Source organism: Pseudomonas sp. A125 (genome assembly GCF_055409485.1).
This window is the reverse complement of record NZ_JBUZVP010000034.1, coordinates 1-24,329: the sequence shown is the minus strand read 5'-3', so window position 1 is coordinate 24,329 and position 24,329 is coordinate 1. Positions and strand designations below refer to the sequence as shown.

At 60.4% G+C, this 24,329-nt stretch carries 31 protein-coding genes and 1 riboswitch; of the genes, 21 read left to right on the top strand and 10 right to left on the bottom strand.

Going from position 1 to position 24,329, the window contains the following annotated elements; translation table 11 throughout:
* Nucleotides 1-16 precede the first annotated feature (16 nt).
* The 10 genes from ACZRN6_RS31155 (at nucleotide 17) to hisC (ending at nucleotide 8,090) form a co-directional block, all read left to right on the top strand.
* Nucleotides 17-826 carry an ATP-binding cassette domain-containing protein gene (locus tag ACZRN6_RS31155; protein WP_322147434.1) on the top strand — a complete coding sequence of 270 codons (810 nt, stop codon included), beginning with the start codon at nucleotides 17-19 and terminating at the stop codon, nucleotides 824-826.
* Entirely contained in the window at nucleotides 826-1,623 is a 798-nt protein-coding gene (gene mlaE, locus ACZRN6_RS31150; protein WP_003216131.1) for a lipid asymmetry maintenance ABC transporter permease subunit MlaE, read from the top strand. Before ACZRN6_RS31155 ends, mlaE begins: the two co-directional genes overlap by 1 nt.
* Complete coding sequence (gene mlaD / locus ACZRN6_RS31145; protein WP_010170575.1) at nucleotides 1,623-2,090, top strand: outer membrane lipid asymmetry maintenance protein MlaD; 468 nt, start codon at nucleotides 1,623-1,625, stop codon at nucleotides 2,088-2,090. The genes mlaE and mlaD overlap by 1 nt, the downstream gene beginning before the upstream one ends.
* Before the next feature lie 11 nt (nucleotides 2,091-2,101).
* Nucleotides 2,102-2,755 (top strand): MlaC/ttg2D family ABC transporter substrate-binding protein, encoded by a 654-nt coding sequence (locus ACZRN6_RS31140; protein WP_322147432.1) that lies wholly within the window; start codon nucleotides 2,102-2,104, stop codon nucleotides 2,753-2,755.
* Complete coding sequence (locus ACZRN6_RS31135; RefSeq protein ID WP_322147431.1) at nucleotides 2,752-3,057, top strand: STAS domain-containing protein; 306 nt, start codon at nucleotides 2,752-2,754, stop codon at nucleotides 3,055-3,057. The genes ACZRN6_RS31140 and ACZRN6_RS31135 overlap by 4 nt, the downstream gene beginning before the upstream one ends.
* A 114-nt stretch (nucleotides 3,058-3,171) precedes the next feature.
* Nucleotides 3,172-3,411 carry a BolA family protein gene (locus tag ACZRN6_RS31130; protein ID WP_017477722.1) on the top strand — a complete coding sequence of 80 codons (240 nt, stop codon included), beginning with the start codon at nucleotides 3,172-3,174 and terminating at the stop codon, nucleotides 3,409-3,411.
* A 23-nt stretch (nucleotides 3,412-3,434) separates the two neighbouring features.
* On the top strand, nucleotides 3,435-4,700 hold the full coding sequence (gene murA, locus ACZRN6_RS31125; RefSeq protein WP_177084230.1) for a UDP-N-acetylglucosamine 1-carboxyvinyltransferase: 1,266 nt from the start codon (nucleotides 3,435-3,437) through the stop codon (nucleotides 4,698-4,700).
* 246 nt (nucleotides 4,701-4,946) lie between these two features.
* Nucleotides 4,947-5,582 (top strand): ATP phosphoribosyltransferase, encoded by a 636-nt coding sequence (gene hisG / locus ACZRN6_RS31120; RefSeq protein WP_003188599.1) that lies wholly within the window; start codon nucleotides 4,947-4,949, stop codon nucleotides 5,580-5,582.
* Nucleotides 5,583-5,708: 126 nt separating this feature from the next.
* Nucleotides 5,709-7,034, top strand: a complete 1,326-nt coding sequence (gene hisD, locus ACZRN6_RS31115; RefSeq protein ID WP_322147425.1) for a histidinol dehydrogenase — start codon at nucleotides 5,709-5,711, stop codon at nucleotides 7,032-7,034.
* A 3-nt stretch (nucleotides 7,035-7,037) separates the two neighbouring features.
* Entirely contained in the window at nucleotides 7,038-8,090 is a 1,053-nt protein-coding gene (hisC, locus tag ACZRN6_RS31110; RefSeq protein WP_322147424.1) for a histidinol-phosphate transaminase, read from the top strand.
* 192 nt (nucleotides 8,091-8,282) lie between these two features.
* Here hisC and ACZRN6_RS31105 read toward each other — a convergent pair whose 3' ends face one another.
* Nucleotides 8,283-9,557: a uracil-xanthine permease family protein gene (locus ACZRN6_RS31105; RefSeq protein WP_322147422.1), complete on the bottom strand. Its 1,275-nt coding sequence runs from the start codon at nucleotides 9,555-9,557 to the stop codon at nucleotides 8,283-8,285.
* Nucleotides 9,558-9,559: 2 nt separating this feature from the next.
* Nucleotides 9,560-10,198, bottom strand: coding sequence for a uracil phosphoribosyltransferase (upp, locus tag ACZRN6_RS31100; protein WP_003216149.1), 639 nt, complete (start codon nucleotides 10,196-10,198; stop codon nucleotides 9,560-9,562).
* Nucleotides 10,199-10,363: 165 nt separating this feature from the next.
* Between upp and ACZRN6_RS31095 the strand changes: the two genes are divergently transcribed.
* From ACZRN6_RS31095 to ACZRN6_RS31080, 4 genes are all read left to right on the top strand, one after another.
* The gene (locus ACZRN6_RS31095; RefSeq protein ID WP_003216150.1) at nucleotides 10,364-10,921 is read left to right on the top strand and encodes a hypoxanthine-guanine phosphoribosyltransferase; all 558 of its coding nucleotides are present in this window, start codon (nucleotides 10,364-10,366) and stop codon (nucleotides 10,919-10,921) included.
* Nucleotides 10,922-10,924: 3 nt separating this feature from the next.
* Nucleotides 10,925-11,392 (top strand): WbuC family cupin fold metalloprotein, encoded by a 468-nt coding sequence (locus tag ACZRN6_RS31090; protein WP_322147421.1) that lies wholly within the window; start codon nucleotides 10,925-10,927, stop codon nucleotides 11,390-11,392.
* Nucleotides 11,393-11,427: 35 nt separating this feature from the next.
* Nucleotides 11,428-11,913: a hypothetical protein gene (locus ACZRN6_RS31085; RefSeq protein ID WP_464009639.1), complete on the top strand. Its 486-nt coding sequence runs from the start codon at nucleotides 11,428-11,430 to the stop codon at nucleotides 11,911-11,913.
* A 205-nt stretch (nucleotides 11,914-12,118) separates the two neighbouring features.
* Nucleotides 12,119-12,406, top strand: coding sequence for a PA4642 family protein (locus tag ACZRN6_RS31080; protein ID WP_322147418.1), 288 nt, complete (start codon nucleotides 12,119-12,121; stop codon nucleotides 12,404-12,406).
* Nucleotides 12,407-12,459: 53 nt separating this feature from the next.
* On the opposite strand, the gene mqo is transcribed toward ACZRN6_RS31080, so the two are convergent.
* Entirely contained in the window at nucleotides 12,460-13,968 is a 1,509-nt protein-coding gene (gene mqo, locus ACZRN6_RS31075) for a malate dehydrogenase (quinone) (protein ID WP_464009638.1), read from the bottom strand.
* 726 nt (nucleotides 13,969-14,694) lie between these two features.
* Nucleotides 14,695-14,928 carry a hypothetical protein gene (locus tag ACZRN6_RS31070; RefSeq protein WP_322147416.1) on the bottom strand — a complete coding sequence of 78 codons (234 nt, stop codon included), beginning with the start codon at nucleotides 14,926-14,928 and terminating at the stop codon, nucleotides 14,695-14,697.
* A gap of 184 nt (nucleotides 14,929-15,112) precedes the next feature.
* On the opposite strand from ACZRN6_RS31070, the gene ACZRN6_RS31065 reads away from it, so the two are divergent.
* Nucleotides 15,113-15,697, top strand: coding sequence for a YajG family lipoprotein (locus ACZRN6_RS31065; protein WP_464009637.1), 585 nt, complete (start codon nucleotides 15,113-15,115; stop codon nucleotides 15,695-15,697).
* A gap of 143 nt (nucleotides 15,698-15,840) precedes the next feature.
* Here the strand turns inward: ACZRN6_RS31065 and ACZRN6_RS31060 are convergent, their stop codons facing one another.
* A complete protein-coding gene (locus tag ACZRN6_RS31060; protein ID WP_464009636.1) occupies nucleotides 15,841-16,050 on the bottom strand; it encodes a hypothetical protein in 210 nt (69 codons plus the stop codon).
* 181 nt (nucleotides 16,051-16,231) lie between these two features.
* Between ACZRN6_RS31060 and ACZRN6_RS31055 the strand changes: the two genes are divergently transcribed.
* The gene (locus tag ACZRN6_RS31055; RefSeq protein ID WP_322147413.1) at nucleotides 16,232-16,489 is read left to right on the top strand and encodes a hypothetical protein; all 258 of its coding nucleotides are present in this window, start codon (nucleotides 16,232-16,234) and stop codon (nucleotides 16,487-16,489) included.
* 97 nt (nucleotides 16,490-16,586) lie between these two features.
* Here ACZRN6_RS31055 and ACZRN6_RS31050 read toward each other — a convergent pair whose 3' ends face one another.
* Nucleotides 16,587-17,750 carry a 1-acyl-sn-glycerol-3-phosphate acyltransferase gene (locus ACZRN6_RS31050; protein ID WP_464009635.1) on the bottom strand — a complete coding sequence of 388 codons (1,164 nt, stop codon included), beginning with the start codon at nucleotides 17,748-17,750 and terminating at the stop codon, nucleotides 16,587-16,589.
* A 145-nt stretch (nucleotides 17,751-17,895) separates the two neighbouring features.
* Here ACZRN6_RS31050 and ACZRN6_RS31045 point away from each other — a divergent pair, with 145 nt between their 5' ends.
* The 4 genes from ACZRN6_RS31045 (at nucleotide 17,896) to ACZRN6_RS31030 (ending at nucleotide 19,940) form a co-directional block, all read left to right on the top strand.
* Nucleotides 17,896-18,075: a CPXCG motif-containing cysteine-rich protein gene (locus ACZRN6_RS31045; RefSeq protein ID WP_464009634.1), complete on the top strand. Its 180-nt coding sequence runs from the start codon at nucleotides 17,896-17,898 to the stop codon at nucleotides 18,073-18,075.
* An 11-nt stretch (nucleotides 18,076-18,086) separates the two neighbouring features.
* A complete protein-coding gene (locus ACZRN6_RS31040; protein WP_010170538.1) occupies nucleotides 18,087-18,347 on the top strand; it encodes a putative signal transducing protein in 261 nt (86 codons plus the stop codon).
* 36 nt (nucleotides 18,348-18,383) lie between these two features.
* Nucleotides 18,384-19,004: an SOS response-associated peptidase gene (locus tag ACZRN6_RS31035; RefSeq protein WP_322147409.1), complete on the top strand. Its 621-nt coding sequence runs from the start codon at nucleotides 18,384-18,386 to the stop codon at nucleotides 19,002-19,004.
* Nucleotides 19,005-19,121: 117 nt separating this feature from the next.
* Nucleotides 19,122-19,940, top strand: a complete 819-nt coding sequence (locus ACZRN6_RS31030; RefSeq protein WP_322147408.1) for a M48 family metallopeptidase — start codon at nucleotides 19,122-19,124, stop codon at nucleotides 19,938-19,940.
* Between the two features lie 160 nt (nucleotides 19,941-20,100).
* Here ACZRN6_RS31030 and ACZRN6_RS31025 read toward each other — a convergent pair whose 3' ends face one another.
* The 3 genes from ACZRN6_RS31025 to ACZRN6_RS31015 all read right to left on the bottom strand — a co-directional run bounded on the left by ACZRN6_RS31025 (nucleotide 20,101) and on the right by ACZRN6_RS31015 (nucleotide 22,936).
* Nucleotides 20,101-20,685 (bottom strand): TMEM165/GDT1 family protein, encoded by a 585-nt coding sequence (locus ACZRN6_RS31025; RefSeq protein WP_003216166.1) that lies wholly within the window; start codon nucleotides 20,683-20,685, stop codon nucleotides 20,101-20,103.
* 87 nt (nucleotides 20,686-20,772) lie between these two features.
* A riboswitch (yybP-ykoY riboswitch) is annotated at nucleotides 20,773-20,894 on the bottom strand.
* Nucleotides 20,895-20,944: 50 nt separating this feature from the next.
* Nucleotides 20,945-21,943 (bottom strand): class I SAM-dependent methyltransferase, encoded by a 999-nt coding sequence (locus ACZRN6_RS31020; RefSeq protein ID WP_322147407.1) that lies wholly within the window; start codon nucleotides 21,941-21,943, stop codon nucleotides 20,945-20,947.
* A 30-nt stretch (nucleotides 21,944-21,973) separates the two neighbouring features.
* Nucleotides 21,974-22,936 carry a 2-hydroxyacid dehydrogenase gene (locus ACZRN6_RS31015; RefSeq protein ID WP_464009633.1) on the bottom strand — a complete coding sequence of 321 codons (963 nt, stop codon included), beginning with the start codon at nucleotides 22,934-22,936 and terminating at the stop codon, nucleotides 21,974-21,976.
* A gap of 87 nt (nucleotides 22,937-23,023) precedes the next feature.
* On the opposite strand from ACZRN6_RS31015, the gene ACZRN6_RS31010 reads away from it, so the two are divergent.
* On the top strand, nucleotides 23,024-23,656 hold the full coding sequence (locus ACZRN6_RS31010) for a LysE family translocator (RefSeq protein ID WP_464009632.1): 633 nt from the start codon (nucleotides 23,024-23,026) through the stop codon (nucleotides 23,654-23,656).
* Between the two features lie 15 nt (nucleotides 23,657-23,671).
* Here the strand turns inward: ACZRN6_RS31010 and ACZRN6_RS31005 are convergent, their stop codons facing one another.
* Nucleotides 23,672-24,157 carry a DUF3304 domain-containing protein gene (locus ACZRN6_RS31005; protein ID WP_464009649.1) on the bottom strand — a complete coding sequence of 162 codons (486 nt, stop codon included), beginning with the start codon at nucleotides 24,155-24,157 and terminating at the stop codon, nucleotides 23,672-23,674.
* Nucleotides 24,158-24,329: the final 172 nt, after the last annotated feature.

Sequence of the window (24,329 nt, the reverse complement as noted above, 5' to 3'; positions counted from 1 at the left end):
ATCCCAAGGAGTTTAGATGAGTGCCGATAACGCCTACGCGGTCGAGCTGAAGGGCCTTTCCTTCAAGCGCGGTACGCGCAGCATCTTCAATAATGTGGATATTCGCATTCCCCGCGGCAAAGTCACGGGAATCATGGGGCCTTCCGGCTGCGGCAAGACGACGCTGTTGCGCCTGATGGGCATGCAGCTGCGCCCCTCCGCCGGTGAAGTCTGGGTCAACGGCCAGAACCTGCCGACGCTGTCGCGCAGCGATCTGTTCGATGCCCGCAAGCACATGGGCGTGCTGTTCCAGAGCGGCGCATTGTTCACCGACCTCGACGTTTTTGAAAACGTGGCGTTCCCGCTGCGGGTGCATACGCAGCTGTCCGATGAAATGATTCGTGACATCGTGTTGCTGAAATTGCAGGCCGTGGGGCTGCGTGGTGCCATCGATTTGATGCCCGACGAGCTGTCCGGTGGCATGAAGCGTCGGGTGGCCTTGGCGCGTGCCATTGCCCTCGACCCGCAGATTCTCATGTACGACGAACCTTTCGTTGGCCAGGACCCGATCGCCATGGGTGTCCTGGTGCGCCTGATCCGCCTGCTCAATGATGCGCTGGGTATCACCAGTATCGTGGTCTCCCACGACCTGGCCGAGACCGCGAGCATTGCCGACTACCTCTATGTAGTGGGCGATGGCCAGGTATTGGGGCAGGGCACGCCTGAAGAGCTGATGAACGCAGATAACCCGCGCATTCGCCAATTCATGACTGGCGACCCCGATGGCCCGGTGCCTTTTCATTTTCCGGCAGCGGACTACCGCTCAGATTTTCTGGGGAAGCGCTGATGCGCAAGACATCCTTACTCGAAAAGGTTCGCCTTTTCGGCCGCTCCGGCATCGATATCATTGGTGTGCTGGGCCGTTCGACGATTTTCCTGTTTCATGCCTTGCTCGGCCGCGGCGGTATTGGCGGCGGCTTTGGCCTGCTGATCAAGCAACTGCACTCCGTGGGCGTGATGTCCCTGGTGATCATCGTGGTTTCCGGTGTATTCATCGGCATGGTGCTGGCGCTGCAGGGTTTCAACATCCTTTCCAGCTACGGTTCCGAGCAGGCGGTGGGGCAGATGGTGGCCCTGACCCTGTTGCGTGAGTTGGGCCCCGTGGTGACCGCGCTGCTGTTTGCCGGGCGTGCCGGTTCTGCGCTGACGGCCGAAATAGGCAACATGAAAGCCACCGAGCAGCTCTCCAGCCTGGAAATGATCGGTGTCGATCCACTCAAGTACATTGTTGCCCCACGCCTGTGGGCCGGCTTCATCTCCCTTCCACTGTTGGCGATGGTGTTCAGCGTGGTCGGGATCTGGGGCGGCTCGTGGGTGGCGGTTGACTGGCTGGGCGTCTACGACGGCTCCTACTGGGGCAACATGCAGAACAGCGTGACCTTCAGCGGCGACGTGCTCAACGGCATCATTAAAAGCATCGTTTTCGCCTTTGTAGTGACCTGGATCGCCGTATTCCAAGGCTACGACTGTGAACCCACTTCAGAAGGGATCAGTCGCGCCACCACCAAGACCGTTGTGTACGCCTCGCTGGCGGTACTGGGCCTTGACTTCATTTTGACCGCCTTGATGTTTGGAGATTTCTGATGCAAAACCGCACTGTGGAAATCGGTGTCGGCCTTTTCTTGCTGGCTGGCATCCTGGCTTTACTGTTGCTCGCCCTGCGAGTCAGCGGCCTATCGGCCAGCCCCACCGCCGATACTTATAAACTTTACGCCTACTTCGACAATATCGCCGGTTTGACTGTCAGAGCTAAAGTGACCATGGCGGGTGTAACCATCGGCAAGGTCACGGCGATCGATCTGGACCGCGACAGCTTCACCGGCCGGGTGACGATGCAAGTGGACAAGAAGGTGGATAATCTGCCGACAGACTCCACGGCGTCTATTCTCACCGCTGGTTTGCTGGGCGAGAAGTACATCGGTATCAGCGTGGGCGGGGAAACAGCTCTGCTCAAGGATGGTTCGACCATTCATGACACACAGTCGTCGTTGGTGCTGGAGGACTTGATCGGTAAATTCCTGCTCAACACCGTCAATAAAGACGCCAAATGAGGAATGTGTTCATGATCTCTACTTTGCGACGTGGCCTGTTGGTACTGCTGGCGGCACTGCCGTTGATGGCTAACGCCGCTGCCGGCGGTTCTGCACACGACCTGGTGCAGGACACGACCAACAAAATGTTGGCTGACCTGAGTGCCAACAAGGAAAAGTACAAGCAGGACCCGAGTCAGTTTTACAACGCGCTGAATACGATCGTGGGGCCTGTGGTTGATGCTGAAGGTATTTCCAAAAGCATCATGACCGTCAAGTACTCGCGCAAGGCGACCCCGGAGCAGATGACCCGCTTCCAGGAAAACTTCAAGCGTGGCCTGTTCCAGTTCTATGGCAACGCATTGCTCGAGTACAACAACCAGGGCATTACGGTTGATGCGCCTAAGTCCGAAACGGGTGACCGTGCCGAAGTCGGCATGACCGTTAAGGGCAGCAATGGTGCGGTGTACCCAGTGTCGTACACCCTGACGAAGATCAATGGCGAGTGGAAGCTGCGTAACGTTGTCATCAACGGCATCAATATCGGCAAGCTGTTCCGTGACCAGTTTGCCGACGCAATGCAGCGCAATGGCAACGATCTGGACAAAACCATCAACGGTTGGGCCGGTGAAGTGGCCAAGGCCAAGGAAGAAACCGACAAAGCTGCCGGGAAGCCTGCCCAATGACCGAGTCGGCCATTCGCCTTGGCGAGTCCGGTGAGCTGTTGCTCAGCGGCGTGCTGGATTACAGCACCGGGCCAGCCCTGCGCAAGCAGGGCCAGGCGCTGATCAATGCCAGCACCTCTGCGGCGCTGGTGCTCGATTGCTCGGCGGTGGTGAAGTCCAGTAGCGTCGGCTTATCGTTGCTGCTGTGTTTCATGCGTGATGCGCAGGCCGTCAAAAAGCCGGTGAGCATCCGTGCGTTGCCCGAAGACATGCGTGAAATTGCTGAAGTTTCCGGGCTGACCGAGTTGTTGGCGCATCCTTAATACACATTATTAAAGAAGCCCCCCGTCAGAGTCCTGCTATGCGGGGTTCGCAGGCGCGGGGCTTTTTTGTATGATGTGCGACCCGCGCGCACTGGGCGCCGATAGAGGTTGAGCATGCAGGCCTTAGAAGTGAAGCGCTTTCTCGAAGAAAAGCTCCCCGAAACTCAAGTAGAAGTTGAGGGCGAAGGCTGTAACTTCCAGCTGAACGTGATTAGCGATGAACTGGCGGCATTGAGCCCGGTCAAGCGTCAGCAGCAGATCTATGCCCATTTGAACCCGTGGATCACCGATGGCAGCATCCATGCGGTCACTATGAAATTTTTCAGCCGCGCGGCCTGGGCCGAGCGCACCTGAGCCCCCAAGGCGTCGAGATTCTTATGGATAAATTGATTATTACCGGCGGTGCTCGTCTTGATGGCGAGATCCGTATTTCCGGGGCGAAGAACTCCGCCCTGCCGATCCTGGCAGCTACCTTGCTGTGCGATGGCCCGGTTACCGTGGCCAACCTGCCGCACCTGCACGACATCACCACCATGATCGAGCTGTTCGGTCGCATGGGCATTGAGCCGGTGATCGACGAGAAACTCAGCGTCGAAATCGACCCGCGCACCATCAAGACCCTGATCGCGCCGTACGAGCTGGTGAAAACCATGCGCGCCTCGATCCTGGTTCTGGGCCCGATGGTTGCTCGTTTCGGTGAAGCCGAAGTCGCGTTGCCTGGCGGTTGCGCCATCGGTTCGCGTCCGGTGGACCTGCACATCCGTGGCCTCGAAGCCATGGGTGCAACCATCGACGTTGAAGGCGGCTACATCAAGGCCAAGGCACCAGAAGGCGGCCTGCGTGGCGCGAACTTCTTCTTTGATACTGTCAGCGTGACCGGTACCGAGAACATCATGATGGCCGCTGCCCTGGCCAACGGCCGCAGCGTGCTGCAAAACGCCGCGCGCGAGCCGGAAGTGGTCGACCTGGCGAACTTCCTGATCGCCATGGGTGCCAACATTACCGGCGCCGGCACCGACACCATCACCATCGAAGGTGTGAAGCGCCTGCATTCGGCCACCTACAAGGTGATGCCGGACCGCATCGAGACCGGTACCTACCTGGTGGCTGCTGCTGTCACCGGCGGCCGCGTCAAGGTCAAGGACACCGACCCGACCATCCTTGAGTCCGTCCTGGAAAAACTCAAGGAAGCGGGCGCCGAGATCACTACTGGTGAAGACTGGATCGAGCTGAACATGCACGGCAAGCGGCCAAAAGCCGTCAACGTGCGTACTGCGCCGTACCCGGCGTTCCCGACCGACATGCAAGCGCAGTTCATTTCCCTGAACGCGATTGCCGAAGGCACCGGCGCTGTGATCGAGACCATCTTCGAAAACCGCTTCATGCACGTGTATGAACTGCACCGCATGGGCGCCAAGATCCAGGTCGAAGGTAACACTGCCATCGTCACCGGCATCGAGAAGCTCAAGGGCGCGCCAGTAATGGCCACCGACCTGCGTGCCTCGGCCAGCCTGGTGATCTCGGCGCTGTGCGCAGACGGCGACACCCTGATCGACCGCATCTACCACATCGACCGTGGTTACGAGTGCATCGAAGAGAAGCTGCAGATGCTCGGCGCGAAAATCCGCCGCGTACCGGGCTAACCCCTCGGACTTCGAACGCTGTCACTGTGGTGAGCGGGCTTGCCCCGCGCTGGACTGCGCAGCAGTCCCGTTTTTGGGGTCGCTACGCAACCCAGCGCCGGGCAAGCCCGCTCACCACAGGAAAGTGTTTGTTGTTAGCTGAACGGTATTGGATTTGTTTCAAATCGAGGCTGTAATGGCCTCGATCTGTGTCTGGCGCCGATTGCGACCGGACAGCAATAGCCTGATGAAGGACTGACGTTTCCCATGTTGACCATCGCACTGTCCAAGGGCCGTATCCTTGACGACACACTGCCGCTTCTGGCTGAAGCGGGCATCGTGCCGACCGAGAATCCGGACAAGAGCCGCAAGCTGATCATCCCCACGACCCAGGACGACGTTCGTCTGTTGATCGTGCGTGCCACCGACGTGCCCACCTACGTTGAGCATGGCGCGGCCGACCTTGGCGTCGCGGGCAAAGACGTGTTGATGGAATACGGTGGCCAGGGCCTGTACGAGCCGCTGGACCTGCGTATTGCCCTGTGCAAGCTGATGACCGCCGGCCGTGTCGGTGACGTCGAGCCCAAAGGCCGCCTGCGGGTGGCGACCAAGTTCGTCAACGTTGCCAAGCGTTACTACGCAGAGCAAGGTCGCCAGGTCGACATCATCAAGCTCTACGGTTCGATGGAGCTGGCGCCGCTGATCGGCCTGGCCGACAAGATCATCGACGTGGTCGACACCGGCAACACCCTGCGCGCCAACGGCCTGGAGCCCCAGGACTTTATCGCCGACATCAGCTCCCGGCTGATCGTCAACAAAGCGTCGATGAAAATGCAGCACGCTCGTATCCAGGCGTTGATCGACACCCTGCGCAAGGCAGTGGAGTCTCGACACCGCGGTTGACTCACCTGCGCGGCCCTGAGCCGCGCCCGTCTATCCGCCTCATAGCCAGAATTCTCGGGTGCCCAAGCGGATCGACTGCTAACTTTCGGCGCCTGAGTTTTTGCCAATTCTATTGAGGCCCTCGCTATGACCACGTCCACTGCAATTGCCCGACTCAACGCTTGCGACCCGGATTTCGCCCATCATCTGGATCATCTGCTGAGCTGGGAAAGTGTGTCCGACGATTCGGTCAACCAGCGGGTGCTCGACATCATCAAGGCCGTGCGCGAGCGCGGTGACGCAGCGCTGGTGGACTTCACCCGCCAGTTCGATGGCCTGGACGTCGCCTCCATGGCCGACCTGATCCTGCCTCGCGAACGCCTGGAACTGGCGCTGACCCGCATCACCGCACCCCAGCGCGAAGCCTTGGAAGTGGCGGCCACGCGAGTGCGCAGCTATCACGAAAAACAAAAGCAGGACTCCTGGAGCTACACCGAGGCCGACGGCACGGTACTGGGCCAGAAGGTCACGCCGCTGGATCGTGCCGGTCTATACGTGCCGGGCGGCAAAGCGTCGTACCCGTCCTCGGTACTGATGAACGCGATTCCGGCCAAGGTCGCCGGTGTGACCGAAGTGGTCATGGTGGTGCCCACGCCGCGTGGTGAAATCAACGAACTGGTGCTGGCAGCGGCCTGCATTGCGGGCGTTGACCGCGTGTTCACCATCGGCGGCGCCCAAGCGGTAGCTGCCCTGGCCTATGGCACCGAGAGCGTGCCGAAGGTCGACAAGGTGGTGGGCCCGGGCAACATTTATGTGGCCACCGCCAAGCGCCACGTGTTTGGCCAGGTCGGCATCGACATGATCGCCGGCCCTTCGGAAATCCTCGTGGTGTGTGACGGCCAGACCGACCCGGACTGGATCGCCATGGACCTGTTCTCCCAGGCCGAGCACGACGAAGACGCCCAGGCGATTCTGGTCAGCCCGGACGCCGAGTTCCTGGACAAGGTGGCCGCGAGCATCGCCAAGCTGCTGCCGACCATGGAACGCGCCGAGATCATCGAGAAATCGATCAATGGCCGCGGCGCCTTGATCCAGGTGCGAGACATGGAACAAGCCATCGAGGTGGCCAACCGTATCGCCCCGGAACACCTGGAGCTGTCCGTCGCGGACCCACAAGCCTGGCTGCCGCTGATTCGTCACGCCGGGGCGATCTTCATGGGCCGCCACACTAGCGAAGCCTTGGGCGACTACTGCGCCGGTCCCAACCACGTGTTGCCGACTTCAGGCACGGCACGATTTTCCTCGCCACTGGGCGTGTATGACTTCCAGAAGCGTTCGTCGATCATCTTCTGCTCGCCCCAGGGCGCGTCGGAGCTGGGCAAGACCGCATCCGTGCTGGCCCGTGGCGAGTCGCTGACCGCCCACGCTCGCAGTGCCGAATACCGCATCGTTGACGATAAGCAGGGGAACTGAAACATGAGCAAATTCTGGAGCCCGCTCGTCAAGGAACTCGTGCCTTACGTGCCCGGTGAGCAGCCGAAGCTGACCAAGCTGGTGAAGCTCAACACCAACGAAAACCCTTACGGGCCGTCGCCCAAGGCGCTGGCCGCCATGCAGGCCGAGTTGAACGACAACCTGCGGTTGTACCCGGACCCCAACAGCGACCTGCTCAAGCAGGCGGTGGCGAAGTATTACGCAATCGACGCGGGCAAGGTGTTCCTCGGCAACGGTTCCGATGAAGTCCTGGCGCACATCTTTCACGGTTTGTTCCAGCACGACCTGCCGCTGTTGTTCCCGGACATCAGCTACAGCTTTTACCCGGTGTACTGCGGCCTCTACCGCATCGCGTTCGACGCGGTACCGCTGGACGAGCAGTTCCAGATCCGTGTGTCGGACTACGCCAGGCCCAATGGCGGGATCATCTTCCCAAACCCCAATGCGCCAACCGGCTGCGTGATGGCGCTGGACGCCGTGGAGCAAATCCTCAAGGCCAGCCCGGACTCGGTGGTGGTGGTGGATGAAGCCTATATCGACTTCGGCGGCGAAACCGCCATCAGCCTGGTGGACCGTTACCCGAACCTGCTGGTGACCCAGACCCTCTCCAAGTCGCGATCCCTGGCCGGATTGCGGGTGGGCCTGGCCGTGGGCCATCCGGACCTGATCGAGGCGCTGGAGCGGGTCAAGAACAGCTTCAACTCATACCCGCTGGATCGCCTGGCGATTGCCGGTGCGGCGGCCGCGTTTGAAGACCGCGAACACTTCCAGAACACTTGCCGGTTGGTGATCGACAGCCGTGAAAAGCTGGTGGCACAGCTGCAGGCCAAAGGCTTTGAGGTGTTGCCGTCTGCGGCCAACTTCATCTTCGCCCGTCACCCACGGCACGACGCTGCCGGGCTGGCGGCCAAGGTGCGGGAGCAGGGGGTGATTGTGCGGCATTTCAAGCAGGAGCGGATTGCCCAGTTCCTGCGGATCAGCATCGGCACACCGGAGCAGAACCAGGCGCTGATCGATGCGTTGGGCGAGCTGTAATCTTTATTGACTGAACCGGCGCCATCGCGGGCAAGCCCGGCTCCCACAGGGAACTGCATTCTTTCTGACAATGCATTCCAATGTGGGAGCCCGGCTCCCACAGGGAGCTGCATTCTTTCTGACAATGCATTCCAATGTGGGAGCCGGGCTTGCCCGCGATGAGGCCATCAGCAACACCAAAAAGCTAAAGCCTTACAGCAGCGGCTCATCCGGCTTCTTGTTCTTCCAGCCGTCATTGCCCGGCAGCAGCAGATTCAATGCAATCGCTACCACCGCACACAGGGCGATGCCCTTCAGGCCGAAATCATCCGGGCCGGTGCCGGTACCTACCAGCACGCCGCCAATCCCGAACACCAGGGTTACCGACACAATCACCAGATTGCGCGCCTCCCCAAGGTCGATCTTGTGACGGATCAGCGTGTTCATGCCCACCGCCGCAATCGAACCGAACAGCAGGCACAGGATCCCGCCCATTACCGGAATTGGAATGCTCTGCAGCAGTGCGCCGAACTTACCGATAAACGCCAGGCTGATGGCAAACACGGCCGCCCAGGTCATGATTTTCGGGTTGTAGTTCTTGGTCAGCATCACCGCGCCCGTCACTTCCGCGTAGGTGGTGTTGGGTGGGCCGCCGAACAGGCCGGCTGCGGTGGTGGCGATACCGTCACCCAGCAGCGTGCGATGCAGGCCGGGCTTCTTCAGGTAGTCGCGACCGGTCACGCTGCCCACCGCAATCACACCACCAATGTGCTCGATCGCCGGGGCCAGGGCCACCGGGACGATAAACAGAATGGCCTGCCAGTTGAACTCCGGCGCGGTGAAGTGGGGCAGGGCGAACCACGGTGCGGCGGCGATCTTTGCGGTGTCCACCACGCCGAAGTAGAACGCCATGGCGAAACCCACCAGCACGCCGGAGATGATCGGCACCAGACGGAAAATGCCTTTGCCGAACACTGCCACGATCAGCGTGGTGAGCAGCGCCGGCATCGAGATCAGCATGGCTGTCTGGTAGTGGATCAACTCGCTACCGTCACCTGCCTTGCCCATCGCCATGTTGGCGGCAATCGGCGCCATGGCCAGGCCGATGGAAATGATCACGGGGCCGATCACCACCGGCGGCAGCAGCCGGTCGATGAAACCGGTGCCCTTGATCTTCACCGCGAGGCCCAGAAAGGTGTAAACGAAACCCGCCGCCATCACGCCGCCCATGGTCGCCGCGAGGCCGAACTGGCCCTTGGCGAGAATGATCGGGGTGATAAACGCGAAGCTCGACGCCAGGAACACCGGCACTTGGCGCCCGGTGACCACTTGGAACAACAAGGTGCCCAAGCCTGCGGTAAACAGGGCGACGTTTGGATCGAGACCGGTGATCAGCGGCATCAACACCAGCGCGCCAAATGCTACGAAGAGCATCTGTGCGCCAGACAGGATCTGGCGCCAAAGCGGGTCGTTGAACTCATCCTGCATGGTCACGCGTCCTTCTGCTTGGTACCGAAGATCTTGTCGCCGGCATCGCCCAGGCCCGGGATGATGTAGCCGTGTTCGTTCAGGCGCTCATCGATCGACGCGGTGTAGATCAGCACGTCCGGGTGGGCTTTCTCGACGGCGGCGATGCCTTCGGGAGCGGCCACCAGCACCATGGCGCGGATGTCCTTGCAGCCGGCTTTTTTCAGCAGGTCGATGGTCGCAACCATAGAGCTGCCGGTGGCGAGCATCGGGTCGATGATCATCGCCAGGCGCTCGTCGATTTCCGGTACGAGTTTTTCCAGGTAGGTGTGGGCCTGCAGCGTTTCTTCGTTGCGGGCCACGCCCACGGCGCTGACCTTGGCGCCCGGGATCAGGCTGAGGACGCCTTCGAGCATGCCGATACCGGCGCGCAGGATGGGCACCACGGTAATCTTCTTGCCGGCGATTTTCTCGACCTGCACGGGACCACACCAACCGGCGATCTCGTAGTTTTCCAGGGGCAGGTCTTTGGTTGCCTCGTAGGTGAGCAGCGCTCCGACTTCCTGAGCAAGCTCACGGAAGTTCTTCGTGCTAATGTCGGCGCGGCGCATAAGGCCGAGTTTATGTCGGATCAGCGGGTGGCGGATCTCACGGATGGGCATGGGGAAAGGCTCCGGCGGCGGGCAAAAAAACCGGCCTAGATTAATCTATCCGAGGGTGTTGTCCTATAGACATCTAGTACGTTAGTCCATTAAGGCTTGAACGTTGCGCCTCACATGCGTACCTTTGCCCGCTTTTCTTGCCACAGCACCCCCTTGGAGAGCGCCATGTCCGCTGATCTCGAGCATATCCGTCAAATCATGCGCGAGGCTGACTGCCTGTACACCGAAGCGCAAGTCGAAGAGGCCATCGCCAAGGTCGGCGCGCACATCTCCCGCGAAATGGCCGACACCAACCCGGTGGTCTTTTGCGTGATGAACGGTGGCCTGATTTTCGCCGGTAAGCTGCTCACTCATCTGCAATTCCCGCTGGAAGCGTCCTACCTGCACGCCACCCGCTATCGCAATGAAACCAGCGGCGGCGACCTGTTCTGGAAAGCCAAGCCGGAAGTCTCGTTCATCGACCGCGACGTGCTGATCATCGATGACATCCTCGATGAAGGTCACACCCTGGGCGCGATTATCGACTTCTGCAAACACGCCGGTGCACGCAAAGTGCACACCGCCGTGCTGATCGACAAGGACCACGACCGCAAGGCTCGCCCGGACCTGAAGGCCGACTACGTGGGCCTGCCGTGCATTGACCGTTACATCTTCGGTTACGGCATGGATTACAAAGGCTACTGGCGTAATGCCAATGGGATCTACGCCGTTAAAGGTATGTAATCAATGGCCAGCTTTCTTGATCAAACGCTGTTTGCGGAGCTGGCCGAAAAAGCGGCCCAGAGCCCCCGTGGCCGGCATCACCATAACTTCCACCAGATGGAAGAGCCGTGCCACCGCATGGCGGTGGGCATGCAGCCCGGCACTTATGTGCCGCCGCATCGCCATCTGAGTGCCGACAAGGCGGAAACCTTGCTGGTGCTCAAAGGCAGCCTGGGGTTGCTGATTTTCAGCGAGACCGGCGAGGTGCTTGCCAAGCGCGTGATGCAGCCCGGCGGTGAATGCCAGGGCGTGGATTTGCCTCCGGGTGTGTTTCACGGCCTGGTGGTGCTGGAGCCCGATACCTTGATGTTCGAGTGCAAGGCCGGACCGTATCGACCGGTGAGCGAGGGTGAGCTGGCCAGTTGGGCTCCCCGTGAAGGCGATGCTGAAGTGGCCGAGTATCAGCGCTGGATGCTTGCCCAGTTCGATTGAGCTAAAGTGCCGGGCCATCTTCCACGGAGCGGCCCATGCGCTTTTTGATCCGCAGTTGCGCCGTACTGGCGCTGACCCTCAGTTTGCCCCTGGCGGCGGCTTCTGCGCCGCTGCATAGCCAGTTCCTGCCGCCCGACGACCTTTCCCTGAGGGCCGAAGCGCCGGACCAGCAGCAGTTGCTGCAAGTCACCGAGTATTCGGTGGTGGTGGGTAACCAGCGTCAGTCCACCCAACAGCCGATTCCGGTGACCTCACCGTTGATGATTCGCCTCAAGGGCAAGTCCCTGAACAAGGGCGCGACCATTGCCCAGGTGGTCCTCAACTTCGACGCCGAGAGCAAAAGCCTGAAAAAGCCGGTGTTCGACGATAAAAGCAAAACCCTGACCTTGTCGTATCCGGTGACCCAGTACCGGGTGATCGTCGACTTGTTGCGCAATGACACGGTGTATGTGCAATTCCTCAGTTACGCCAATGGCCATATCTGGGCTGATTTGCACACCGGGGCGGTGCGCGCCAAATAACACGTGCGGCCCCCCGTAGCAGCTGTCGAGCGCCAGCGAGGCTGCGTCGGCCGCGACACGGTCCAAGCCTGTCAGCGCGGCCCACGCAGCCTCGCTGGCGCTCGACAGCTGCTACGGGGTTTAGGCGTGTAACGGCGCTTTCGAAGAAAGGGCCTCGCAGGTAGACTTTAACCCCCGTGTAAATGTCTGCAGGCTGGAGTCGGTAATGCGTAAAGATAAGAAACAGCTGATTGGTGATGAAATCGGCGACGAGCAAATCAAGCTGTTCCTGAATTTCGAGCCGGTAGACGCCACATCGCCGTCCCTGCACAAACTGGTCAAGGCTTACCGTGGCCTGCGCATCGACGACTTCGAGCGTTTCCTGGGCTTTTTCAAGGAGGCCGGCCTGGACCTCGACGGCAAGGACGAACATGGCCTGACCTTCGTAGACGTGATCAAGGACCAGCGCCACGCTGCGGATTACATCGAGTTGATCGAACAAGCCCGCGGCTGATTGTTGCGGACGAAAAAAAACGCCCCATCGGGGCGTTTTTTTATGGCGAGGCCTCAAGCGTAGCTTTCGGTCTCGCTGCTCTGCTCAACCAGTTCCAGGCTGATGTTGTTCTGCGTGTTGATCTTGCGATACAGCTCGGCATCGGTCTCCAGGACCTTTTCGCGAGCCGGGAAGATCTCGTGCAGCTTGGTCGCCCACTCGCCGGCGGTTTTTTCCGGGAAGCAGCGTTCGATCAGTTCCAGCATGATCGAAACAGTCACCGAAGCACCCGGGGATGCGCCCAGCAGGGCGGCCAACGAACCGTCCTTGGCCGCAACCAGTTCAGTACCGAATTGCAGCACGCCGCCTTTCTTCGGGTCTTTCTTGATGATCTGCACCCGTTGGCCAGCCACTTCCAGGCGCCAGTCTTCGGCTTTCGCTTCAGGGTAGAAGCGGCGCAGGGATTCCAGGCGCTGTTCCATGGACTGGCGCACTTCGCTGACCAAGTACTTGGTCAGGTCCATGTTGTCCCGGGCCACGGCCAGCATCGGGCCGATGTTGCCGGCACGAATCGACAGGGGCAGGTCGAGGAACGAGCCGTGCTTGAGGAACTTGGTGGTAAAGCCGGCGTATGGTCCGAACAACAGGGACTTCTTGCCGTCGACCACGCGGGTGTCCAGGTGCGGCACCGACATTGGTGGCGAACCTACGGCGGCCTGGCTGTAGACCTTGGCCTGGTGGTGCTTGACCACTTCCGGGTTGTCGCAACGCAGCCACTGGCCGCTGACCGGGAAACCGCCAAAACCTTTGCTTTCTTCGATGCCCGAGGCTTGCAGCAGCGGCAGGGCCGCGCCGCCGGCGCCGAGGAACACAAACTTGGCGTCCACGTCACGGGAATTGCCGCTGTTGACGTCCTTGATGCTCACGGTCCAGCCGGCGCCGTTGCGCTTGAGGCCGGTGACGCGCTTGCTGTACTTGACCTGGGCGTCCGGCGCGCTGGTCAGGTGCGAGAGCAACTGGTTGGTCAGGGCGCCGAAGTTGACGTCGGTACCGTTCATTACGCGGGTGGCCGCAATTTTTTCGTCGAGCGTGCGGCCGGGCATCATCAGCGGCATCCACTCGGCCATCTCGCTGCGGTCTTCGGTGTAGTGCATGTCCGAGAACGCATGGTGCTGGCTGAGGGTTTCAAAGCGCTTTTTGAGGAACGACACGCCCTTTTCGCCCTGCACGAAGCTCAGGTGCGGCACGGGGCTGATAAAGGACTTGGACGAGCCAAAGGTGCCTTTCTTGGTCAAGTAGGCCCAGAACTGCTTCGACACCTCGAATTGGGTGTTGATGTGCACGGCTTTCTTGATGTCGATGGAGCCGTCGCCCGCCTGCGGCGTGTAGTTCAGCTCACACAGCCCGGCGTGGCCGGTACCGGCGTTGTTCCACGGGTTGGAGCTTTCCGCGGCACCCGAATCCATCAGCTCAACGACTTCCAGCTTGAGGCCGGGGTCGAGCTCTTTGAGCAGTACGGCGAGGGTGGCACTCATGATGCCCGCACCTACCAGTACTACGTCGACTGCTTCGTTATGCGCCATTTAACGCGTCTCCAAAATCTGCAGCACCAAATTGACGGCATGGCTGCCAGGAGTGACGGGGCGGTTCACGTGATGCCCCAGGTTACCCATGGCCAGGATCGCCATGTCCGATTCTTCGCAATTTATCGCAAGCGGACGCTGCCGGCCGGGCCTGATGTGCGTATGAACGCATTTAAGGGCACCTGTGGCAATTCGACTTATGGTCAAGTTCGTCCGATCGTGCAACCAAATCCGTAGCGGACAGGCTTCAAGCTCCGGTTTTTGAGGAGTACTCGGTCCTGTGTGGTGGGGCGGTTCCAGACGCTGATGGTGCTTGTACAAACGCAAAACTATTCATTTGCTCGCCACACTCTTGTGAAGTTGTGAAAACCCGTTTTTTTCACGCTCTTTTGAAGACGTGAACCTCAAAAAAGGGCTGCCCCAGCCTGGCACCTGGCCCGAAATCACTGCCGGCAAGCGGCAAAACGGGCGAACAACTCAAGTGGCCGAGCGCATGGCAGCTCTGGCAGATTCGGGTAAAGACGAAGGTTTGCAGAGAACACTGCACGCTCGCCAGCTTCACTCGATCTGTGTGGGCGGCTCTCTGTGGGCGGTGCGGGGAGCTAATACAAGTGCATTAGCGATGCTGCGAGGCCCGATCAGGAGACGTCCTTATAATCGGGGGGAGATTGTAGCGAAGAAATGCGCGCAAATGGACGTGTTTAATGACTTTTATTAGCACTCTGGTCAGGAGGCCAACGCGTGCCGTGGCTGTGGCGGTGAAACGCGAGGGCTGACACGGGCGCTGGCGGGCAGCGGACGGTGCATCCAGCTCAAGCGGGCCTCTTGGACTTCGACCCAACCTTCGCCGACGGGCGGCAGGCTGCACTCCTTGAAGGCTTTGCAGCAGCCTTGCGCGTCGAGCAGCGCGAAGTGGCGATGACTGGCGTGGGAAAAGAACAACGACTTGAGAAGGCGCATGGTTTTGTACCCGGTTCGTTACATGCTGCGAAGGTTGGCAGTCTGGCATGACAGTGGGGTGACGGTTCTGTGTGGAAATTGTAATTTCGCCGACAGTTCAGCCGGCGTTCAGGAATTCTGGTGAGTGGCGAGCGCTCACCGTTATACTGGCGCCCTGTTTGCATCTAGTCCTGGAGAAATGAGTATGTTGCAACGCCTGTTGTTCGGTTTGATCACTGTGACCAGTTTGACCCTGCTTGGCTGCGCCCACAGCCCGCAACAACTCAGCCCGCAACCGAAAATCACCACTCAGTTGGCGCCTGTTGGTCATGGCCAGCCGGTGTCGGTGCGTGTGGTTGACGGGCGTCCATCGCCGACCCTCGGCACCCGTGGCGGGTTGTACCCGGAAACCAGCGCCATCACCGTGACCGGTGCCGATGTGCTGCCTAAGTTGCAAGCCCAGGCCGAAGCGGCTGTGCGCCTGCTGGGCTTTACCCCGGCCAACTCGCCCGGCGCTCCGCAATTGACCATTACCCTGGCCGAGCTGAAGTATCAGTCGCCCAAGGAAGGCCTGTACGTGACTGAAGCCACCATCGGCGCAACCTTCAAGTCTGATGTCACCGCCGGCACCCGTCGCTACAGCGGCCGCTATGGTGCCTCCCTGGACCAGCGCTTCGGCATGGCGCCGAACCAGGAAACCAACACCAAGCTGGTCAGCGACGTGTTGAGCGATGCGCTGACGCGTCTGTTCAAGGACCCGAGCATCGGCCAACTGCTTAGTTCCCAGTAAGAGCAAGCTTGCTCGCGATGGCGGTTAACGATAACGCGCCCATCCAGAAGTAACGCGGCGGGCTGGCGTTTTTCGCGAGCAAGCCCGCTCCCACAAAAAAACCGGACTCAGCGATGAGCCCGGTTTTTTTACGCCTGTAGTGTTCATGCAGCTGTTTCGACATAAAAGTCCAGCACGCTCACCCCGGTCAGCAAATCCAACTCCGGCAGGTCAGCATGCTGATGCCCTCCGAGGGCGCAATACACCAGCCAGTGGCGGTCTTGCACATTGAACGCGAGGCCGCCCACCAGCGCCTCTTGCTCCTCGCTTGGGGCAATCAGATACAGCCAATCCTGGTTTTGCGCATGCAGCATGACAAGCTCCCGGCCTTTCGAAGGGCAACAGAGTGGCTTGTTAAGGTGACGTTCAGGTGACGCTGTAAATTACTGGATACATTAGCCGTCAATGGGGAAGGAGCAATCACGCGCAGGCGGCGCATATCATTCAGGTTTGTATCTGAACCGATACCAAGACACTGATACATCGAGGTTTGCGATGTCGCTGACCGCACTACTGCTCAATTCCCTTGCCCTGTTGTTAGCCTGTCCGGCGGCTTGGCTGCTGTTTGTCACACGCCTGCGCGAACAACGCGCGATGGCCAGGCTTGCTGCGCAAAGCGAAATGCGCGCCATTGATCAACCAATGCTGTTTCTTGATGTGCTGACGCAGCGTACCCACCGCCTGTTCTACCGGCTGGGGTTTGCCTGGCTCGGGCTGGCGTTGCTGGTTTCCTGGATCAGTACCCGATTGTAAGAGCACCTTAAAACAGATGTGGGGCTTGCCCGCGATGGCAGTGAGTCAGCCGATAGATTCGGGGGCTGACACTCCGTCATCGCGGGCAAGCCCCACATTACAGGGCGATCCCCGCTTTAACCCGGTACTGATTCCTCACCGGCGTTGCGTATTGCAGCACCAGGTACGGCCGGTGCTCGGCCGGGCACGCATTCAGGCGTCGCTCCCACTCGGCTTTCGCCTTGGCCAACTCATCCGCCGGGAACACCTCGGCTGCGCTCGGCACCTGCAATTGCGGGTCGGCGTCGCTCCATTGGGCGTAAGCCAGGTAGTGCACCGGGAACAATCGATAACCGCCCAGAATCTGCCGGTCCATCTCAATGGCCAACAACTTGGTGTCTTCGAATGCCTCGGTGATCGGCGGCGCGAAGTTGACGTGCACCCGGCCCTTGTAGCCGGTGATGCCCAGGGCAATGCTCACGTCATCTTCCCCGGGCGCCTTGCTGTAGGTGCCGGTGGTGGCGCGGATGTACAACTCGCGGGCCTTGGCGGCATCGCACGGGTCGTACTCGTAACTGATGGACACCGGCGTCAGGTTCAGCGACTGGATGACCTCGGCGAACGGCTCGTCCTTGCGGCTCATGTGGAACATCTTGAGGATCGCCGACTCGGTTCGATCATCCCCATCCTTGGCGCGGCCTTCAGCCTGGGCGATCCAGATCGACTGGCAGTCGTTGCGAATCGAATGGTTGATGTAGGCCGACAACAGTTGGTACGCCGCCATCTTCTCTTTGCGCCCGGTGATCGAGCGGTGCACGATGAAACTCTTGTTCAGGCGCATCAGGTCGCTGACAAACGGCTTTTGCAGCAGGTTGTCGCCGATGGCGATGCGCGGCGTCGGCAGGCCGGCGTGGTACACGGCGTAGTTGACGAAGGCCGGGTCCATCACGATGTCGCGGTGGTTGGCCAGGAGCAGGTAGGCACTGCCGGACTTGAACTGCTCGACGCCGGTGTAGGTCACGCCGTCGGTTGCGCGCTCGATGGTGTGGTCGACGTAAAACTCGACTTTGTCCTGCAGCGTGGCCACGGTGGTGACGCCGGCGAACTCACGGCGCAGTTTATGGGCGATCATTGGCTTGAGCAGCCAGCCGAACGCGCCGGCAAAGCGCGGGAAGCGAAAGTGGGTCAGGATGTCCAGAAAGGCCTTGTCACTGAACAGTCGGGCCAGCACCGCCGGGACTTCGCTGTCGTTGTAAGGTCGGATGGTATCGAATTCGCCCATCATGCTCTCTTGTTAGAAACGGCTAGGGTAAGTAAAGGTTTGGATCAATAAATATCAGGGCGTGGTCCGGGCAAATTGGCCGGGACGAAAAATAGCCCTGTAAATAGACCGGCGATTATACGCACAAGTCACCTGGGAGACCGCGATGGAAGAGGAGTCGTACGAATGTCCTTATTGTGGAGAGGTAGTCACCGCGCTACTGGACCTGTCGGCGGGGGATCAGGAATATATAGAGGACTGCCCGGTGTGCTGCCGGCCCATTGTGTTCGACCTGCAGGTGCATGACGGCGAATGGATGCTCAACGTGCGCAGCGAGAACGAATAAAAGGTACGCCCATGCAGCGAATCTACGAACCGGAAAACCTGATGGAAGGCGAGCTGCTGCAAGGCATGCTCGAAAGCGAGGGCATCACCGCGCACCTGGTGGGGCGTGATTTGCTCGGAGGCACTGGCGAGCTGCCAATCTACGGCCTCCTGGCGTTGGCGGTTGAGAACGACCAGGCCGCCTACGCCCGTGAGCTGATCACCGCCTACAACGGTGCGCAGCCGGTGCCGGGGGATGAACCCGACAGCTTCCCCGACGTGTTGGTCTGTTAGGCTGTCGGCCAGTTTCTCCAAGAGTCGTGTTGCCCCATGTGTGGACGTTATGCCCTGTTTCGCTGGAACCCCACGTTTGCTGGCTTGCCGGGCTTTCCGGCCGACCAGCAGGCCCAGTGGAACATCTCTCCCAATGATTCGGTACTGATCCAGCGCCTGAGCGAAGGCCAGCACACCCTGGCGCGGGCGCGCTGGGGGCTGACGCCGCCCTGGCTGACCGATCTCTCTCGCACCCCGGCCCATGCCCGCGCAGAAACCCTGGCCGAGCAACCGATGTTTCGCGAGGCCTTTCGCCAGCGCCGCTGCCTGTTGCCGGCCAATGGCTTCTACGAATGGCGCGGCACCCAGCGCAAGCGCCCGTACTGGCTGACGCCGGGGGAGGGCAGCACACTGTTCTTCGCGGCGATCTGGGAAGCGTATCCGGTGCAGGAGCAGGTGTGGCTGAGTACGGCAGTGGTGACCCAGGCGGCGCAGAGTCAGCGGCGGCCGCTCATTCTGGATGCTGCGGGGCAGGCCGCCTGGCTGAACCCCGAGACGCCGCTGCACACCTTGCAGGCCTTGTTGGCCAGTGAACCCACCGCGTTGCGCGAGCGGGTATTGGCCAATATGGTCAATGACCCGAAGCTGAACGGGCCGGAGTGCCTGACGCCGGGTTAAACCTTGAAGGCGCCGGTGTGGGATATGTCTTAAATCAGGCGGCTACACGTCTGTTGTATCTGGCGCCGATACAATTGGCCGACTACGATACGCGCCATGTTTTCAGGGAGCAGGTTGATGAAAAAGACAGTGGCGGTATGTGCATTGGGCGCGGCGGTATTGCTCGCCGGTTGCCAGTCGGTCAACACCACCAGCGGTGGCGCGGTTGGGGTGGAGCGCAAGCAGTACATGTTCAGCATGTTGTCGAGCCAGGAAGTCGACCAGATGTACGCGCAGTCGTACCAGCAGACCCTGGGGGAGGCCAGCGGCAAAGGCCTGGTGGACAAGACCAGCGCCAACGCCAAGCGTGTGCAGGCGATTGCCAACCGCTTGATCGCCCAGGCGCCTACGTTCCGGCCGGATGCGGCACAGTGGAAGTGGGAAGTGAACCTGATCAAAAGTGACGAGATGAACGCCAACTGCGGGCCTGGCGGCAAGATCTTTGTCTATAGCGCGCTGATCGACAATCTCAAGTTGACCGACGATGAACTGGCCGCGGTGATGGGCCATGAAATCGCCCACGCCTTGCGTGAACACGGCCGCGAAGCCATGTCCAAGGCCTACGGTATCGAGATGGCGAAGCAGGGTGCCGGTGCGTTGTTCGGCCTGGGGCAGGACAGCATGGCGCTGGCCGATACCGTGGCCAACTATGGCATGACCTTGCCCAACAGCCGCAGCAATGAAAACGAAGCAGACCTGATCGGCCTGGAGTTGTCGGCCCGTGCCGGTTACAACCCGAACGCGGCGATTACGCTGTGGAACAAAATGGCCAAGGCCTCGGAAGGCTCGCCGCCTGAGTTCATGAGTACTCACCCGGCCTCCAGCAGCCGGATCGCCTCTTTGGAAGCGGCAATTCCGAAGGTGATGCCGTTGTATCAGCAGGCCAAAAAATCCTGATTTATAAGACTGAAATGCAAATCTGAATGTGGAAGCCCGGCTTGTGTGGGAGCCGGGCTTGCCCGCGATGCAGGCACCTCGGTGTGTCAGTTGCACCGAGGTGATGCTATCGCAGGCAAGCCAGCTCCCACAAAAGCCCAGCCCCCATATGGGGTTGAGTTTAGATCCAGCCGCTGCTCTGCATGGCCTTGTACACCGCAACAATGGCCAGGATGAAGAATGCCGTAGCCGCCAGTCGACGAATCAGCGTCAGCGGCAATTTGTCTGCGGCAAAATTCCCCGCCAGTACCACCGGCACGTTGGCAATCAACATGCCCAGGGTCGTGCCGATAATCACCAGCCACAGTTCCGGGTATTGCGCCGCGAGCATCACGGTAGCGATCTGGGTCTTGTCGCCGATTTCTGCGAGGAAGAACGCGATCAACGTGGTCAGGAATGGCCCGAACTTGCGTGAAGTACTGGCTTCGTCATCGTCGAGCTTGTCGGGCACCAGGGTCCACAGCGCCGTGGCGCAGAAGCTCGCCGCGAGGATCCAGTGCAACACCGCATCCGAGAAGAAACTCCCGAACCAGGCCCCCACGGCACCGGCGGCCGCATGGTTGGCCAGGGTCGCGGCAACAATGCCGGCGATGATCGGCCAGGGTTTGCGAAAGCGTGCAGCGAGAATGAGTGCGAGCAGTTGCGTCTTGTCGCCAATTTCGGCCAAGGCAACGATTGCGGTAGGGACGAGCAGGGAATCCAGCATCAGGTAAGTTCCAGGGGCGGGTCGACACGGCTATGACACGTACAGCCTTCCCGCCCCGGGTAAGGTGTTCGTGTCATAGGTCTTGTCAAACCCCGGTCCGTCTGTGCGGACTCCTGGGTCGCATACGCCATGGCCTGTTGACCAAGTATGTTGACGTATGCCGGACGAGCGTGGCGCTCGTGGGAGACTACTCCCCTAGGACGGAGCGGATTCTGCCTAGGCAAAATCCATTCGGCAAGCCTTCTTTTGGAAAAAGATTTCAGCCGCGCTTGGCACGGTAAATGCGGAAACCCTGGCCTTCTGCCTTGATTGCGCACACGCCCAGATGCTCTTCGATCAGCGGTTGGTACTTCAGGAAGCTGTTCGCAACCAGGCGAAGTTCGCCGCCTTTTGCCAGATGTTTGGCCGCTTTTCGCAGCAGGTTCTCGGTGGCGAAATAATCGGTGTGCACCCCGACATGGAACGGCGGGTTGCTCAGAATCGTGTTCAGGTTCATTGGCGCGGCGTCGATGCCATCGCCAGTCAATACCTCTGCTTCCAGACCATTGGCCGCCAATGTCAGGCGACTGCTGGCAGCGGCGAAGGCATCCACGTCGAGCAGCGTGACGGTGTTATGCGGATAACGACGCTTGACCGCCGCGCCGAGCACGCCCGCACCACAACCGAAATCCAGCACGTGACCACTCGGCAACTTGTCCAGGTGTTCCAGCAGCAGCGCAGTGCCGCGATCCAGCCGACCGTGGCTGAATACGCCCGGCAGGCTCACTACCTTCAGCGGGCCTTCAGCCAACGGCACCTCGAACACCTGCGCCAGGCTTTCCAGCTCAACCGGCTCGGGAGCATTGGCCACCGTCACCAGCCACAACTGGCAATGCCGCGCATTGTCGAGCTTGCGCGGTTTGCCGAACGGGTTCAGTTGCTTGGCCGCGCTTTCGATGCCGCCTTTCTTTTCCCCGACCAGATACAGCTCTTTGCCGGGCAAACGTGCGGCTACGGCATTGAGCAGGTAGTCGGTGAGCTCCTTGGACTTGGGCAGGAACACCACCGCCGTCTCAAACGAACGCTCGGGCACGTTCACCCCAAACTGGCTGCGCTCGGCAAAGCGCGCGTCCAGTGCCGCCTGGTCGCCGGCGTGCCAGCTCCAGCCATGGGCATTGGGCAGGCGGCCCAGCAGGTCGTCGGCGGGCAAGCCCACCAGCAGCACGTCGCCTTGAAAAAGTTCGGCCTGGCGAAGCAGTACTTCACTGCGCGGATCCATGGTCTGCTCCTTGAAAAGGGGCGCAGTTTATCAACTGACGACGCGCAGCGGGGCGCCGCTGAAAAAGCCCTCGGCGTTTTCGATCAATTGGCCGACGATCCGCTGCCGGGCTTCGCGGCTGCCCCAGGCATTGTGCGGCGTGACGATCAGCCGCGGAATATCGCCGGCCAGCAGCGGGTTGCCATTGACCGGCGGTTCCACACTCAATACATCGGTCGCCGCGCCGCCCAGGTGCCCGTTGCGCAAGGCATCTGCCAGGGCCTGTTCATTGATCAAGCCACCGCGCGCGGTGTTGACGATAAACGCGCCCGGCTTGAGCAGCGCCAGTTCACGGGCACCGATAAAGTCGCGGGTGTGCTCGTTGAGCGGGCAGTGCAGGGTCAGCGCGTCGACCTGCGCCAGCAGCTCGTCCAGCGGCACGCGATCGGTGCGGGCCGGGCGGCCCGGAATGGCCCCGAGAATCACGCGCATGCCAAAGGCTTCAGCCAGGCGCGCAACGGCACCGCCCAGTTCACCATGGCCCAGCAGGCCGAGGGTTTTGCCTTCCAGCTCGACGATCGGATGGTCCAGCAGGCAGAACTGCTTGGCTTGTTGCCAGAGCCCCGCCTGCACATCCCGCTGATAGTCGTTCAAGCGCGTCGCCAGGTTGAGCAACAGCATGATCGTATGCTGCGCCACCGACGGCGTGCCGTAACCCTGACAATTGCTCACGGTAACGCCATGGGCGCGGGCCGCGTCGAGGTCGACGTTGTTGGTGCCGGTGGCAGTGACCAGGATCAGTTTCAATTCAGGGCAGGCCGCCAGGGTCTCGGCATTCAGCGCGATCTTGTTGCTGATGGCCACCTGCGCGCCTTGCAGGCGTTCGATAACGTTCTGCGGGGTGGTCTGCTGGTGCAGGCTCAGTTCGCTGAAGATGGCCCGCAAACCGGTGAGGTCCAGGTCCCCGAGGTCCAGGGAAGGGTGATCAAGGAAGACGGCGCGACGATTGTTCATTATCAACTGTACCTTTTGCGGCGAGGTTCGAAGGCGTAATCTGCCGAGCCTATCAGATGAAATAATCAGTTACTTCCTGGAGCGTGCATGTACCTCACCGAGTTCTTGACCGTGGCACTGATTCACCTGTTGGCGGTGGCCAGCCCTGGCCCGGATTTCGCCGTGGTGGTGCGTGAGAGCGTGACCCATGGCCGGCGTGCCGGCACCTGGACGGCGCTGGGCGTAGGCTCGGCGATTTTCCTGCACGTGGGGTATTCGTTGCTGGGCATCGGCTTGATCGTGTCCCAGTCCATTGTGCTGTTCAACGCGCTCAAATGGGCGGCGGCGGCCTACCTGCTGTACATCGGCTTCAAGGCCCTGCGCGCCAAGCCGGCCAAGCCTGCCAGTGAAGAAGACCTGCACCTGGAAGTGGGTGAACGCACTCCCCGTGGTGCGTTTACCTCGGGTTTTGTCACCAACGGCCTGAACCCCAAGGCCACGCTGTTCTTCCTGTCGCTGTTCACCGTGGTGATCAACCCCCACACGCCGCTGGCGATCCAGGCCGGGTACGGGGTTTACCTGGCCGTGGCCACTGCGCTCTGGTTTTGCCTGGTGGCCATGTTGTTCAGCCAACAGCGCGTGCGCGCCGGTTTTGCACGCATGGGGCATTGGTTTGATCGGACGATGGGCGCGGTGCTGATTGCCATTGGTGTGAAGCTGGCGTTTACCAGTATGAAATAAGCCACTCGGCGTATTTTATTTAGGGCATGACTGGGGTTCCGGCAAATGCAGCGGCGTTTTGATTGGGTAGTCGGGGCTGCCGTAGGCGTAGCAGGAGGTGGTGACTTGAAGTTCGTCGCAAGGTAGGAAGTGGACGGTGAGACCGCAGACTTTTTGGCCGGTGTAGTCAGGTACCGGAACCATTTTGCTGTGTTGACGCTTCTGCGAATTTACTTTTTCCTTCCAATCCAAATATTTGGGCCAATCAATGAAGCCAGGAAAATCATCGGAATAGGCAGAGCCACTTTCCCAATCAACCCGCACCACCATTCCTGGCTTCCACTTTGAGGGGGCGACATAACAACAACCTCCGCCGCCTCCCTGATACGGCCCAATAATGTCGATACCCGAGCGCCCATCAACACTGAAGTGGTTGATCGCCCAGTGCGTGTGGTTGATCGCCTCAAGCGTGCTGGCCTGTGCATTTGGAATAACTACGACCCCAGCCAACCCACAGGTCATGCCGATCAGTAAACGCCACGGCTGGGGCTTAGGCATGGATTTCGCGTCTTGTGTAGGCAGGCGGGAAACAGGTTCAAACCGGCACATTGTTCGCCTCCTTGACCTTGTCGTCATAGGCCTGCCAAATCTCATCAATGGCTTTTTGAGCGTCGGCAAGGCGTTCGGCAGTCAT